14 protein-coding genes are annotated in these 14,529 nt (G+C 55.1%); 8 read left to right on the top strand and 6 right to left on the bottom strand.

The annotated features are described in order from the left end of the window. Positions 1-4 precede the first annotated feature (4 nt). Complete coding sequence (locus tag HY751_04935; protein MBI4665740.1) at positions 5-571, bottom strand: YkgJ family cysteine cluster protein; 567 nt, start codon at positions 569-571, stop codon at positions 5-7. A gap of 160 nt (positions 572-731) precedes the next feature. Here HY751_04935 and HY751_04930 point away from each other — a divergent pair, with 160 nt between their 5' ends. From HY751_04930 to HY751_04900, 7 genes are all read left to right on the top strand, one after another. Further along, complete coding sequence (locus HY751_04930; protein ID MBI4665739.1) at positions 732-1,499, top strand: protein-L-isoaspartate(D-aspartate) O-methyltransferase; 768 nt, start codon at positions 732-734, stop codon at positions 1,497-1,499. Between the two features lie 16 nt (positions 1,500-1,515). Further along, positions 1,516-2,100 (top strand): HD domain-containing protein, encoded by a 585-nt coding sequence (locus HY751_04925; protein MBI4665738.1) that lies wholly within the window; start codon positions 1,516-1,518, stop codon positions 2,098-2,100. A 154-nt stretch (positions 2,101-2,254) separates the two neighbouring features. Continuing rightward, positions 2,255-2,716: an acetyl-CoA carboxylase biotin carboxyl carrier protein gene (locus HY751_04920; protein ID MBI4665737.1), complete on the top strand. Its 462-nt coding sequence runs from the start codon at positions 2,255-2,257 to the stop codon at positions 2,714-2,716. 12 nt (positions 2,717-2,728) lie between these two features. Next, positions 2,729-4,072, top strand: a complete 1,344-nt coding sequence (accC, locus tag HY751_04915) for an acetyl-CoA carboxylase biotin carboxylase subunit (GenBank protein MBI4665736.1) — start codon at positions 2,729-2,731, stop codon at positions 4,070-4,072. A gap of 4 nt (positions 4,073-4,076) precedes the next feature. Beyond that, positions 4,077-4,832, top strand: a complete 756-nt coding sequence (locus HY751_04910) for an MBL fold metallo-hydrolase (GenBank protein MBI4665735.1) — start codon at positions 4,077-4,079, stop codon at positions 4,830-4,832. Positions 4,833-4,845: 13 nt separating this feature from the next. Continuing rightward, positions 4,846-5,592, top strand: a complete 747-nt coding sequence (locus tag HY751_04905) for an ankyrin repeat domain-containing protein (GenBank protein MBI4665734.1) — start codon at positions 4,846-4,848, stop codon at positions 5,590-5,592. 174 nt (positions 5,593-5,766) lie between these two features. Beyond that, positions 5,767-5,997, top strand: a complete 231-nt coding sequence (locus tag HY751_04900; protein MBI4665733.1) for a hypothetical protein — start codon at positions 5,767-5,769, stop codon at positions 5,995-5,997. 175 nt (positions 5,998-6,172) lie between these two features. Here HY751_04900 and HY751_04895 read toward each other — a convergent pair whose 3' ends face one another. From HY751_04895 to HY751_04880, 4 genes are all read right to left on the bottom strand, one after another. Continuing rightward, on the bottom strand, positions 6,173-6,514 hold the full coding sequence (locus HY751_04895) for an alkylphosphonate utilization protein (protein ID MBI4665732.1): 342 nt from the start codon (positions 6,512-6,514) through the stop codon (positions 6,173-6,175). Positions 6,515-6,700: 186 nt separating this feature from the next. Beyond that, on the bottom strand, positions 6,701-10,303 hold the full coding sequence (smc, locus tag HY751_04890) for a chromosome segregation protein SMC (GenBank protein ID MBI4665731.1): 3,603 nt from the start codon (positions 10,301-10,303) through the stop codon (positions 6,701-6,703). 272 nt (positions 10,304-10,575) lie between these two features. Further along, complete coding sequence (gene thiL / locus HY751_04885) at positions 10,576-11,583, bottom strand: thiamine-phosphate kinase (GenBank protein ID MBI4665730.1); 1,008 nt, start codon at positions 11,581-11,583, stop codon at positions 10,576-10,578. A 110-nt stretch (positions 11,584-11,693) separates the two neighbouring features. Continuing rightward, a complete protein-coding gene (locus tag HY751_04880; GenBank protein ID MBI4665729.1) occupies positions 11,694-12,110 on the bottom strand; it encodes a glycine zipper 2TM domain-containing protein in 417 nt (138 codons plus the stop codon). 157 nt (positions 12,111-12,267) lie between these two features. Here HY751_04880 and HY751_04875 point away from each other — a divergent pair, with 157 nt between their 5' ends. Continuing rightward, the gene (locus tag HY751_04875) at positions 12,268-12,696 is read left to right on the top strand and encodes a hypothetical protein (GenBank protein ID MBI4665728.1); all 429 of its coding nucleotides are present in this window, start codon (positions 12,268-12,270) and stop codon (positions 12,694-12,696) included. Positions 12,697-12,941: 245 nt separating this feature from the next. On the opposite strand, the gene HY751_04870 is transcribed toward HY751_04875, so the two are convergent. Next, on the bottom strand, positions 12,942-14,525 hold the full coding sequence (locus HY751_04870) for a restriction endonuclease (protein ID MBI4665727.1): 1,584 nt from the start codon (positions 14,523-14,525) through the stop codon (positions 12,942-12,944). Between the last annotated feature and the right edge of the window lie 4 nt (positions 14,526-14,529).

Here is a 14,529-nt window from a genome sequence, read left to right as displayed (position 1 = left end):
CCATTCACCTTGCCGGTCCGCCGAACTCTTTGGGGTGGGACTCGAAGTAAGACGGGGCCTTTTCCTTAGACGATATTGCGATGTACCTGGCCATTTCCTGCGGGAAAACCGATAATGGCGAATCCTGCGACACCAGCTTCAACAGGAGGGCCATATTGTCTTCGAACGAGGCGTCGGCCGAAAAAATATCCTGCGGCTCGCCGTTCATCCATTTTTCAAAATTGACCATCTCCCAGCAGAAATACTCTGCGCACACGCCGGGGCGCAGGTTCCACGCCACGCAATCGAAATAACCTTTCCTGGAGAGGAACATGCATCTGCCGCCGGTTTTTTCCGTCTCTATATAATGGGTGGGGCCTATGGAGCCAGGGTCTTGCAGGAACTTCTCCGCAAAATCCTTTTTGGCGACCGGCAGGGCAAGCCGCCCGTAAAACCCGTCAAAATCCGTTTCGGAAATGGGTATGACCGGGGAAAAACAGCATGCTCCGCAGGTCATGCACACCATGGACTTCCAGCGGGTCCTGGCGGTTTCCTCCTCCGGCTGGCCGGGTTCTCCCGCGAGTTTTTCCATCAAACCCGCTGGAACGATTCTGTTGATTTCCTGCATGTTCCAGTTTGAGCCATCGTAACAGCCCAAATTAACTAGTGTGAATCATTGAAATTGATGTTGTCAACCGGTCCTTGAGCCTCCAAAATAAAAGGCCTGTAAACTGCGGATTGGAAATGGCTTAATGCGAAATCAAAAGCCCACCGGGTCGAATGCCGTAAAACTTACGGCGGCTATCAGGTCTTTTGAGGGTGACGCCGCCGAGCCGCGCAGGCGCAAGCTTGTCGAAGAGCTGAAGGCCGGGGGGATAACCGACCCTCGCGTTTTGGAATGCGTCCGCGCCCTTCCGCGCCACCTTTTTTTCGATACCGCGCTTACCTCCATGGCCTACGACAACAACGCCCTGCCCATCGGGAAGAACCAGACCATCAGCAGGCCATACACCGTGGCCTTTATGACCCAGGTGGCGGAGCTTGCCGGAGACGAAACCGTGCTGGAGATAGGCACCGGCTCCGGCTATCAAACGGCGGTGTTGAGCCTGATGTGCTCACGCGTGATAACCGTGGAAAGGATAAACAGCCTGTCCAACAAGGCCCGGAAGGTTTTCAACCACCTTGGGTTGTCCAACATAATGTGCCTTGTGGGGGACGGTAGCCTGGGCGCGGAGAAACACGGCCCCTACGACGCCATACTGGTGACCGCAGTGGCCCCAAGCCTGCCGGAGCCGCTTATAAAACAGTTGAAGACCGGGGGGCGGCTGGTGGCCCCTGTGGGTACTGGTCCGGAACAAAAGCTGGTTCTGGCGCGCAAACGCAAATGGGGGGTGGATGTAAAAGAGCTGGAGGATTGCCGGTTCGTCCCCCTGGTGGGTGAGCGGGGGTTTGGCAAAAACGTGGGACTCGTGAAGCCTCACTCAGCGAATGCCGCCCCTGCGCCGCGAACCAGAAAATAGAGGGTCAGGGTGGGTTATGAGCTATTCGGAGCTTATAGACAGGGCAATAACCTTCGCATCGCTGGCCCATCACGGCCAGTACCGGGAAAGCCCGGAGAAGGTGATACCGTTCATTTCATATCCGTCAGCGGTTGGCTTCATTTTGCAACGGGCCGGTTATCGCGACGAGGTGGTGGCCGCCGGTATATTGGGTTGTGTACTGGAGAAAAGCGAGACCACCCCGGGCCAGCTTATGGAATTTGGTGACGAGGTTTATAAATTGACCCTTAGCGTTTCCGAGCCGGACAAGGTTGCCTCCCAAAAAACGAGGCAGGAGAATTATTACGCCAAATTCGCAAGCGGAGATGATGAAAGCCGCGCCGTGGCCCTGGCTATGAACATCCAGCGGATGCGGCATGACATCGCCTCCATAAAAGCTGGCTACAATCCGTGCCGGAAGTTGAAAAAAGGCCCCGCCCAGAAGTATGAGAGCTGGGAAAGGCTTATCCTGTTTCTTGAGAGGGACAATATCGCCCACCGGCTAAAGGATGAATACCGCGCCACCCTGGACGAATTGAAGGACAGGGCGGAGCGGGCGGGGTATATGGACGCGCCAGCCTAAGGCGCATGTTCCTGCAGGCCGTTTTATGGGCATTTTCAGGTTAATGTGATTCCTTCCTTTTTTTATGGAATATAGGGTAGAATACAAAACTTCATAAGCCGGATATTGATATAACCGGCGTAAAACCAAATGGTTCAATAAAAAAGGATTCGTCATGGATCTTTCCGAGCTTAAGAAACTTATCCGAATGTTCGAAGAGAGCAAGATCTCGGAGTTGGAGCTGGAACGGGAAGGCTCCCGTGTCAGGATGAGCAAGGGCGGGGCTGTTGTGGCCCATGCCCCGGCCATTGTCCATCACGTGGCGCCAGCCCACGCCCCGGCCGCGCCAGCCGCTGGCGGCCAGCCGGAAGCGGCTACGCAAGAGAGTGAATCCAAAAACCATATCGTCCGCTCTCCTATCGTGGGCACTTTCTACCGGGCCCCGTCGCCCACCAACCCGCCATATGTGGAAGAGGGTGACATCGTTCAAAAAGGCGACCGGCTTTGCATAATAGAGGCCATGAAGCTTATGAACGAGATCGAGAGCGACGCCGCCGGGCGCATAGTGAAGATTTGCGCGGAAAACGGCAAGCCTGTGGAGTTCAACCAGCCCCTGTTCGAGATAGCGCCGCTTTAAGAGGCGAGTTCAATGTTCAAAAAGATACTTATCGCCAACCGTGGCGAAATAGCCATACGCATCATCCGCGCCTGCAAAGAGCTGGGGATAAGCACCGTAGCGGTGCATTCCACGGCGGACGAACATGCGTTGCATGTGCGGTTCGCCGACGAAGCGGTATGCATCGGCCCCGCGCCATCTTCGGAGAGTTATCTTAAAATCCCAGCTATCATCAGCACCGCCGAGATCACGGGGGCCGACGCTATCCATCCCGGTTACGGCTATCTGGCGGAAAACGCCCATTTCGCCGAGGTGTGCGAATCTTGCCACATAACCTTCATCGGCCCCAAACCTTCGCACATAAGCCTGATGGGGCACAAGTCCGCCGCGCGGCAAACGGCCATGGAGGCGGGCGTGCCCGTGATACCCGGATCCAAACAGACACTGGAGAGCCTGGAAGACGCTAAAAGCATCGCCGGGGAAATCGGTTATCCCGTAATGCTGAAAGCGGCGGCGGGCGGCGGAGGGCGCGGGATGCGCATGATCACCGGCGAGAAGGAGCTGGAGGCCATTTTCGAGGTTGTGCGTTCCGAGGCGGCCACGGCTTTCGGCGACCCCAACGTTTACATAGAAAAGCTTATCGTAAACCCCAAGCACATAGAAATACAGATAATGGCCGACGCTTTCGGCAACGTTATCCACCTTGGGGAGCGGGATTGTTCGGTACAGCGCCGTCACCAGAAGCTGATAGAGGAAACCCCTTCGGTCACCATGCCCCAGAAGGTGCGCGAGGCCATGATAAAGCACGCCCTGGCCATCGCTAAAAAAATTGGCTACCAGAGCCTTGGCACTGTGGAGTTCCTGTACGACGGGAAAGACGACTTCTACTTCATCGAGATGAACACCAGGATACAGGTGGAGCATACCGTTACCGAGAGCGTTACCGGGCTGGACCTTGTGAAAGAGCAAATCCGCATCGCCGCCGGCGAGAAATTTAGATACGGCCAGAACGAGGTCCGCGAATACGGCCATAGCATTGAATGCCGCATAAACGCGGAAGACCCTTTTACCTTCGTGCCATGCGCCGGAAAGCTGACGGGGCTGAACATCCCCGGCGGCCCGGGCGTACGGGTGGATACGGCGCTGTTCAGCGATGCGGTGATACCCCCATATTACGACTCGCTGGTGGCCAAGCTGATAGTCCACGGGATAGACCGCGCCGAGGCGCTGGCCAAGATGAACCGGGCTTTGTCCGAATTCCACGTGGCGGGAATCAAGACCACAATCCCCCTGCTCCAGCACGTGTTATCCACCGAGGAGTTTTTAAGCGGGGGGTATCATACGGGAAGCCTGGAGCGGATACTGGCCGCCAGGTGACGCCGTGGAGCTTTACCTTCTCGGCACAGGAACATGCCACCCGGCGCCGGGAAGAACCCCTCCCTGCTACTACCTTAACGCTGGCCCCGAACGGTTCATAATAGACCCGGGGCCGGGCGCCGTAAGCCGCATGGTGGAGGCGGGGGTGGATCCTTTCGATGTGGAAGCCATCCTCATCACCCATCTGCATCTGGACCATTGCGCCGACCTTCTGCCATATCTTTTTACCTATAAAAACTGCGTTGAAGGACCCAAACGGGATGTCCATATCCTGGCCCCGCTGGAGTTCCGCACCGCTTTCGCTAAACTGATGGATGTGTTCGGCCAATGGGTGATCAGCGACGATTACCGGATAGAGATAGTGGAAATGAGTTCGGATACCTGGGAGGCCCCCGGTTACGCCATCCGGTCGCTCCCCATGCTTCATTCGGCTAACGCCGTGGGGTTCCGGGTGGAGAAACCCGGCGGGCCCTCGTTCGCGTATTCTGGGGACTCCGGCTATTGCCAGGAGCTTTTAGAGCTTGCCGCCGGGGTGGACCTGTTGCTGGCGGAATGTTCATTCCCGGAAGATGACGCCATGGAAGGGCATCTTTCAGCCGGTGAACTGGCCCAGGTTGCCGTGGCATCGGGATGCAAACGGCTGGCGCTGACCCACATGACGCCGAAGGTTAACCCGGCCAAGGCTGTGGAGGCCGTGCGAAAGGGCGGGTACCGGGGCGAGGTTTTCGCGGGTCATGACGGTATGCGGATAAAGTTTTAGCTGATGGTGGAATATGTCAATTGAAACGGTAGTTCTGGCGATAGTTATCCTGGCGCTGGCCGCCAAGGCCGTCATGTCTTACTCCAATAAAGACATGAGGCTTGTAAAAGCCGCTGGCGATGGTGATATGGATGCTACGCTAGGGTTGCTGGAAAAGGGTGTGGATATAAATGTGAAGCTGGGTAACGGTAGCACCCCGCTTACAACAGCGGTGGAAAAGGGGCAGGCGGAGATGGCCAGGGCCCTGTTAAACCGGGGCGCCAACCCGAACATACCCGGGGCTTACGGGGAAACCGCGCTTATAAAATCCATCCGGGTAGGGGATGAGGACATTTTCTGGGAGCTTCTGCGGGCCGGGGCCGATGTGACCGCCCGGGATGATGATGGCCTGACGGCCCTGATGACCGCGGCGGAGTTTGGGGACGAGGATTTCGTAAAAACCCTGCTGGACAAGGGCGCCGGGGCGAACACCGGCGATGTGGAAAATTTCACCCCGCTTATGGGCGCGGCGCAAAACGGCGGCGCCCAGATAATCCGCCTGTTGATCCAGCGCGGAGCGCAAGTGGACGCCAAGGACAAGTTCGGCTTCACCGCCCTGCATTACGCCACCCAGGCCGATGGCGCGGAAGCCGTAATAGCCCTGCTGGAAGCCGGGGCAGACCCCAAAGTGAAAAACAACGAAGGGAAAACCCCCGCGAACATCGCCGGTGAGGAGGAAAACGAAGCGGCGATAGCCGCGTTAAAACGGGCTGGGGGGTGAGGCTCAAATTTGCCATCCCCGGCTTGTTCGGGCGCTTTACATAATTGTCATCACGAGCTTGTCGAGGGATAACAACTGTTGCAACACCTCGGTTTTGCCATACGTTACATTTGGCCTTGGGCCATCCTGGCAAAAACTTAGTTACTGTCCAATTGAAGAATAGTGGAGAAGTAAATGGCCCAGCAACCTGTGATTCATAAAAACTACCAGATATTCCCCGGCGCCAGGAAAAAAGACACCGGCCGGTTTGAGGCCGAGGCGGTGCTATCCTGGCCCACGGGTGAAGGGCGCAAACGCAAAGTAATGTCCGCCTCTTACGGTGGCGATTACGCCACGGAAGAAGAAGCAGTATCCGCCGCGGTGGAGAGGGCGAAATCAGCGATAGAGGATGGGAGGTATAAGTAAGGGAGGGCAAGGGTGCGTCATAGCATGATGAACCCACGTTTTACCGTGGTAGCGACCCAGGTTTTTTGCTATGAAATGACCATGGCGCCAGATGATGGGGGGATGGGGTTACCTCATGAATGCCACCCTAATTCGTTCGGCGCGATGCTGGCCCATTTCTGTGAGCCATAGACACTTACGCCTTTTTCACAAACTCCGATTTCAGACCCATGGAACCAATGCCATCTATCTTGCAATCGATATCGTGATCACCTTCGACCAGGCGGATATTTTTGACCTTTGTGCCCACTTTCACTACCAGGGACGATCCTTTGACCTTTAGATTCTTGATCACCGTGACTGTATCGCCATCCTTAAGGACATTTCCCACCGCATCACGAACTTCTGCCGATTCAGAACGCTCTGCATGGACGTCATCCTTCGGCCACTCATGAGCGCATTCCGGGCAGATATACATACCGCGGTCTTCGTAGGTGAGTTCGGAGTTGCATTTGGGGCAGTTGGGTAACGTGTCCATGAGAGATAATCCAGCTAATTGAAAAGGGGCAAATTGTAGCCTGAATATCACATCAATCTCAACTTATATTTCTGTGAAGGAAGAAAACCAGGCCTCCGGCAATGTATAAGTCCCCCCCCTGATTCTAAATATCCATAAAAAAGGGGCGAACCATTGGCCCGCCCCTGTAAAATCCGGTCTGAAACACTACGCCGCGGTAAGCTCCAGCTCTTCCTCCGGCCTGTGGTCCACCAGGTTGACGGAGAGTATTTTAGATACCCCTTCTTCCTCCTGGGTGATGCCGTACATGCGCTCGGCGAAGCTCATGGTTTTCTGGTTGTGGGTGATGATGATGAACTGGGTGTTCTTCTTCATCTCCATCAGCATGTCGCGGAAGCGGAATATGTTGGCCTCGTCCAGCGGGGCGTCCACTTCGTCCAGCAGGCAGAAGGGGCTGGGTTTGGTCATGAACACCGCGAACAGCAACGATATGGCCGTCATGGCCTTCTCCCCGGCGGAAAGCAGGTTGAGGTTCTGGACCTTCTTGCCCGGCGGCTGTACGAATATCTCCAGCCCCGGCTCGGCCTGGCCTTCCTCCTGCACAAGCCGCATCTCGGCCCGGCCTCCGCCGAACAGCCGTTTGAACACGTTCTCGAAATTGGCCGAAACCACCTTAAAGGTCTCGTTGAACATTTCGGCGGTGGTCTCGTTGATGCTCTCTATGGTCTTTCGCAGGTTGGCGATGGAGGCCACCAGGTCGGCATGCTGGTTCTTCATATGCTCGAACCGGCCGTTCACCTCCTCGTACTCCTCCAGTGCGCTCATGTTCACATCCCCAATACGGGAAAGCTCGCTCCGCAGGAACGCAAGCCGCCGGGTACCCTCTTCAAGGTCCACCCCCTCCAACGATGTGTTCCTCATGTCATCTATGGGGATGTTAAACTCCACGTCGGCTTTCTCTATAACGTTCTCCAGCCTCAGCTCCAGTTCGCTGTTGCGAATGGACAGCGAGTTCACCAGCCCCCTGCATTCTTCCAGCGCCCGTTCCATCTCCCGGGCGGTTTGCTCCAGCCCGGTTTTGGCGGCCACTTTCTCCTCGATGGCCTCGGCCATCTGGTTTATCTCCTGGGTCAGGCTGTCTTTCTTCCGCAAACTGTCGGCGTTTTCGCTCAACAGAGTGTCCATGGAGCGTTTTATCTCTTCCTGTTTGGCGCCAAACCCGCCGATGGAGTCTTTCAGCCTGGCAAGACGGTTCCCAAGATCGGCCCTGGCGCCTTCAAGCCGTTTCAAATCGGCCTGTACGTTATTAAGCCTGCCTCGGGCTTCGGTAAGCCGCACCTCTTCACGGGTGAGGGACGCGCTGGTTTCCTCCAGGTTCTTGCGGAGCTGTTCAATTTCCGCCTGCAAGGCCGTGGCCTGCGCTTCCAGCTCGTCTTTCTTCGCCGACACCTGGTCCATGGAGGCGGTAATCTCCACTTCACTGGCGGACAGCTTTTCGCGCTCCGCCAATACCGGCTCCCTTTGAGCTTTCAATGAAGCCAGCTGGCTTTCCGCCCGGCGTTTCTCGGCCTCTTCCCGCTGGAGCTCCCTTGAGACTTCGTAATTGCCCATCTCCAGTTTCCGCAAAGCCTCTTCGGAAGCGGCAAGCTCTTCTTTCGCCGCGCCCACGGCCTGCGACGCCATGGCGCGTTTTTCGATAGCGGCGGATTTTTTCGACTCCACTTCCCTTATGGAAGCCTCCAGCTCTTCAATCATCCTCTTGCGGGCCACGATTCCCGCCCCCGCCGTGGCCTTGGGCGATCCGCCGCTGACCACGCCGGAAGCCTCCACCACGTCTCCTTCAAGGGTTACAACGGTGATAGGCGCGGTAGCGGACTGGCGAATCTCCATGGCCCCCACAAGGTCCCGGGCGATGGCCACGCCGGACAAAATGTGATTCACCTGAGCTGGCACACCGGCGGACAGGGTTACGATGTCTTTCGCCCATCCCACAAACGAAGGATGCCGGACAGAATGCGGTTCCACCCCCAAGGCTGGGGATATGTCCGGCGCCAGGAAGCTGGCCCGGCCCATATTGGTGTTTTTCATTTCGCCAATGGCGGACAGGGCCGACGACGAGTTCTCCGTGATAACCGCCTCCAGCTTGTCGCCAAGAATGGCGCCCAGGGCCGCCTCGAACTCCGGCGCCACACGCACACCATCGGCCAGCAATCCACGCACCCCGGAGAGGGCGCCGCTACCCTCCATTTTCTTCTTCATAAGCTTTCGGACACCCTCGCCGAACCCTTCCAGGTTCCTGTCCAGTTCCTTCAACGAGTCGAGCCGGGAGGTTTGACGGGTAAACTCGCTCTCCACGGAGCGCACAAGCTCTTCGGCGGCTTTCAATTCTGTTTCGGCGGCCTTCAGCTTTTCACGGATGGCGGCGTTGTTCTCTTTCCCGGAGGTGATCTGCCCGGTGAGCTTTCCGAGTTCTTCAGTTAAAGACTCTATTTTGGCCGAGATGGCGGCGATGGTGGAGGAAGCTTCCCCCTCCCGGGCGGCCAGGCTCTCCACCTGGCCAGACGCCATTTCCATCCGCGCCCGGATGGACGACAGCCTGTCCCGGCTCTTGCCGATCTCTTCTAATATCCTCAAAGAATCGCGAGTGGCCCGCCCGAACTCCTCCTGTTTTGAGGCCAGGGTGGAACGCACTCCGTTGGCGGTCTCCTTCAAACCGGAGAAAAGCCCCTCTATGGAGCCGATCTCGCCGGAGATGGTTTCCCTCTCGCCGTGGCGCAAGGTCAACGTTTCATCTACGGTGACAACCTCCCCCTCAAGCTGGGTGATTTCCCTTAACGCGTTGTCATTGGCGGCGGCCAGGTCTTCCGACTGGCGGGAGAGCAAGCCCCGGTGATGGTCGTTGCGCTCGATGGAGGAGGTTATGGTTTGCCGCTCCTCCCTGAGTTCCGACAGGGATTTTTCTTCCCGGGTTATCTGCGCGGCCAAAGTCTCCGAATCGTTGCGGCGGGTGGAAAGCTCCGCAGAAATGATGGCTTCCTTCTCCCGCTCGGCGGTAAGCTGGGAAGACACTTCCGACAACTCCGACACATATCCCTGGAATTCCGAAGCGAAACACACCAGGGCGCTGGCTTTTATCTCTGTCTTGAACTCCTTGTATCGCTCCGCCTTCTTGGCCTGGCGATGCAGGGAGTTCCGCTGGCGCTCCAGTTCCCCCAAAATGTCCTGGATGCGCAGGAGGTTTTGCTGGCTGGCCTCCAGTTTGTTCAGGGCGGCGTTACGCCGGTGTTTGTATTTCATCACCCCGGCGGCTTCTTCAATTATGAACCGCCGCTCCTCCGGCTTGGAGTTGATCAGTTTGGTCACCTGCCCCTGCTCGATTATCGAAAACGCCCGGGTGGAGACGCCGGTGTCCAGGAAAACGTCCACTATGTCTTTCAGACGGCAAGGAACCTTGTTTATGAAATACTCCGATTCGCCCGTGCGGTAAAGCTTGCGGGTGACGGTCACTTCGCTATATTCGGAATAAGGATGGGTGGAGATTATCCCGTCGGCGTTGGATATGGTGAGGCTCACCTCGGCAAAACCCGTGGCTTTCCTGCTGGAAGAGCCGTTGAAGATGAAATCCTCCATCTTCACGCCGCGCATCATCTTGGCGGACTGTTCGCCCAGAACCCACCGGATGCCGTCGGCTATGTTGCTTTTGCCACACCCGTTGGGGCCCACGATGACCGTAATTCCGGGCTCGAACACCAGCCGGGTTTCATCCACGAAAGATTTGAACCCGCGCATCTCGATGCTTTTAAAATACATCGGGCAACCGCCTCCTATTTATCCGCTGTTCCGTAGAAGCGCCTGGGGAGGAAAACACCCCTTCACCCCCCTCACCACCGGTTCGCCCAGCGTTTCCGCTTGGGCAAAACCTGACCCTTTGAACTTGGGAAAGGGTACCACTTCCACCGGGTACTGTAAAGATTAAAGACTGCATATAGAACAAACCGCTACCTTGACCACAATATGATGTGTATTGCCTATATAGTTGAAATATTTTGATTAGCCATTGAGATTGCCTATTTCAGGATATTTCAAATGGATCCATGGAGGTAACCTTTATTTTTTAACTCCACTTTTCTCCCCATTCCATCGAAGAACGCCACTCCTGGTTTTCCATTCAAAACCTGACCTATGCAGGTGGCTGTCAGCCTTTTTTCCCGGATTAGCCGGGCTGTTTTTTTCAATCTGCCCTGCGGCACGGTGAAGATAAGCTCATAGTCCTCCCCGCCGGAAAGGATTTTTTGCCACAACCCAGGGCCTTGTTTTTCAAGAAGCCTCCGCGCCGGAGCTGACATGGGGAACCTGTCCAGAAAAACCTCGGCCCTTGCGCTGGAAGCTTTCATCATCCGTTCAAGGTCCAGCCCCACGCCATCGGAAACATCTATCATGGCCGAGGCTAGCCGCTCTTTGGCTATTATTTGGCCCCATTCCACCCGGGCGGTGGGGGCCATATGGCGGCGGGCGAGGTATTTTTCGTCTTTAGTCAGTGTTTTACCTCTACGATTTAATACCTCAAACCCCAGAGCCGAATCGCCGGGGGTTCCGGTGATAAAAATGTGTTCTCCCGCCCTTGCTCCGTTTCGTTTCAGCGTCAGCCGCTTATCCACCTCGCCAATGGCCGTTACCGTGAAAGAAGCCTCTTTACCAGATGAGACATTCCCCCCGATAACCCCGCAGTTATACTTATCCAGCGCAAATCGGAACCCGGCCAGAAATTGGTTTATACATCGCTCTTCCAAATGACCGGGCAGAATGATGGACAGCAGTGCGTATTTTGGCGTTCCGCCCATGGATGCAATGTCTGAAAGATTGACCATGGCGGTTTTTATACCCAACAACCGGCTATCCAGGCCCGCTTGGCGGAAATGGACGTTTTCCACCAGCGAATCGGTGGTGACGAGAACTTCTTTTCCCGGCGGTGGGCGGAACGCGGCGCAATCGTCACCTATGCCGATGGACAGGTTTTTGAGTTTGACCGTTTGGGGGCCAAAAAGCCGTTCAACCTTTTGGATTATGGCCAGTTCTCGGTTTTTTTTCACAACGAAAGCCCCTTCATGGCGCCGTGGGAAGGCATTTAAAGGAGCCGCAGGGGCAAGGCGTAAACCCAAGCCCCTGCTTTGCTTTGTAAGACGCGGTCAATAGATGAAACTTACCTGCACTGCCAGTAACCTGCGCCCGGATCCCACACCCACTGGCCCCGGCAATACTGGGGAGAGGGCATTCTGTAAGGGTTCCGGAAATCATCCCCGCCGCCTTGTGGCCCCCTGGGGCCTGGACCTGGCGGAACAGGCCTGCCTTGGTAGCCTCTTGGCCCCGGTGCTCCGCTTTGCTGTTGCAGTCTCGCGTCTTCTTCCTGGCCATACATTAGCCCTGTGGCCCCGCCCAATGCGCCGCCTATCAGGGCGCCAGTGTCTCTGCCGCCTTCGCCGAACTGGTGGCCGATTATGGCCCCAGCGCCCGCGCCAAGCGCCGCGCCCGTGATGGCCGACCGCTCTTGTCTCTCGGTGGCGCACGCAAATGAAGATATGGCTATTATCCCGGCAAGAATTAACGCCTTGCTTTTCATTCTACGTTTTTACTCCAGTAGATGGATTTCCACTATTATAACCGATTGTCGGGATTGGGCGCAAAAAGGGCTTTTTATTGCACTAAAATGGTGGGGCCGGGCGGATTGTCCCGGTTGGCGTAAAAGCTCTCACGCCGCGAAAAGGAAAGGATGGCCCATGAGCGATCGCAAGAATATCGTAACCGCCGACGAGTTTCGGCTGGTGGATGAAAAAGGTAAACTGCGCGGAGTGTTCGGCTTGCGGGAAGGCGGCGCGCCGTTCATGGGATTTTACGGCAAAGACGGCAAGCGCAGGGCCATCTTCGCGTTGAGGGAAGATGGTTCCCCTGGCGTGGGTCTGTACGATGGGAGGGGCAGGGAACGGGCCAAGCTGGCGCTGGAAGACCATGGCGTACCCTCGGCCCGGCTGACGGACGCCAAAGGCTCCACCCGGGTGGAATTGTCTCTGGACGACAGCGGCGACCCGGCCCTGATAATGTACGACAAAGACGGCGCGAAACTGCTTCAGGTGGTGATAACCGGCGACCAGCGGGCGGCGTTAAGCTTTTTCAGCAAGGACGGGAAACTGAAGGCGCATATGGCGTGAGGTTGAAATGTTTCATGTTTTAATGAGGTCCTCTTGAACGTTGTTTAGCCTCAAACTCATCCATGGTCATCGATGTAGAAAGTGGGTGGTTATAAACACCTGCCGGAACTGCGTGAGATCATGAAACGGGTTCTGGCGGGGAAGAAAGCGGCGAGAGCGGCGTGACGGCCATGCCGGGAGTTTCAACTAAAAAAGGGATTGACTCAATAATTACAAAGGCCCGAAAGGCTCGATTACAACGAAGTTTATTTTGGCCTTCGAAACCCAAGCCAGTCCCCCCATCCCTTCCATCCTTGGTTGTTATACGCATCTTCAGGACTACGAGGGATTCCTTCTGGTAAATTATGACGTTCTCTCCTCCATTGCTCCCTGCTCATCATGCCCATTTCCCATACTTTTTTCCGTGCTTCATTAAATGGCAACCACTTCAATTTCAAATCACGCCTTGTGGGATCTTTCCCCAAGAATTTTCCCCAATTAGTCCAGTCATTTTTATAGACCTTTGATGGATTGGCGGGGATATTTGTAGGTCTATCACCCGATTGGCATAAAATCCGCCATTTTGATGCTGACTTGACCTTATGAGACTGTGCAAATTGACTTGCTTCTTCATAACAGACGAAATTTTTCGGTTGAGCTGGGCTCGTTGCGCCTGAGCCAAGAAAGTCCCCCCATCCCTTCCATCCTTTATGTAGGTACACTGTCCGAGGGCTACGGGGTATATTTGCCGGAAGACTTCCGGATTTGGCTATTTTATTCCACTCGGCTGCTTTGTTAATGTCAGAAGACCTGGCGAACTCTCTAGCCGCTTCGAAGTCAACAAAACTCTTGTTTTCCGCATTTCGAAGCCAATGGGGCCAGCTACACCAGCCCTTGTGAGCATAGATCTGATCAGGGTTTGCAGGTATATTTTTTGGTCTTTTTCCTGACTTGCTCCATTCTCTCCAATCGCGATCATTTTTCAGTCCAAGCTTCAGAACTGTCTGTCTGGCATCCTCATAACAAAGCCATTTTCCACTTCGTATATTTCCTGTCCCCAGGAAATCGCCCCACGAAGTCCACTCCTTCTTTTTTCCGTATGTTTCTTGGGGATTTGCAGGGACATCCTCTCGTTTGTGCCCTGACCTTACGAATGTCAGCCAAGCTCTATGGTTTCGTAGGCGAAGGGCCTGCGCATATTGTCTTGCCACCGCGAATGGCAACCACTTACTGCCCTTTTGAGGTTTGCGTTGTGGGGCAATAATGGGGTCGATGCGTAGCGACTCTGGCCAGTTGGTGTTTGAATCCCTGAGGTCGTTCCCGAACACCATCGTGATTTGGCGTTCGGCAACATATTTGGTAGCATTACTTGAAAGACCGTTTGAAGTCGTGACTACCATTAACTTATTTATTTTCCGTATTGTAGTGTCTGCAATAAATGAATTCAAATCGCCCTTGACCAGTTTGTTTTTACGTGCTTTTACCTGAATGGCCCATACCTCTCCATTTTCACCACAAGCGTAATAATCTACACCCGTATCTCCTCGGGTAATGTCGATATTATCAGGAATTGTGATGGGGATTGAATTAGGGGGTTTGCTTGAACTACCCCATAAGTATTGAAAACGACCTTTGAGATAATATTCGCAAAGATTCTCAAAAGTTTTACCTAACTGAGTTTTATTTTTAATCTTGAATAAATCAATAAGCAGGCTGTCAAATTTATTTTTTCTGTCCATATTCATTTTGACCTTCCCCTCGCGCATAGTGGACTGCGCCCCGTCAACTGGAGTGTTAATGACCTTCCCCCCGTTTTCTGGAGCGGATTCAATGTTGGTTTGCCGTTCCATTGAA

The organism is Nitrospinota bacterium (assembly GCA_016208975.1).
In the GTDB taxonomy this organism is placed as follows: Bacteria; Nitrospinota_A; UBA7883; order UBA7883; family JACRLM01; genus JACQXA01.
The sequence above is the reverse complement of the archived record's forward strand: the minus strand, read 5'-3'. Positions and strand labels throughout refer to the sequence as shown.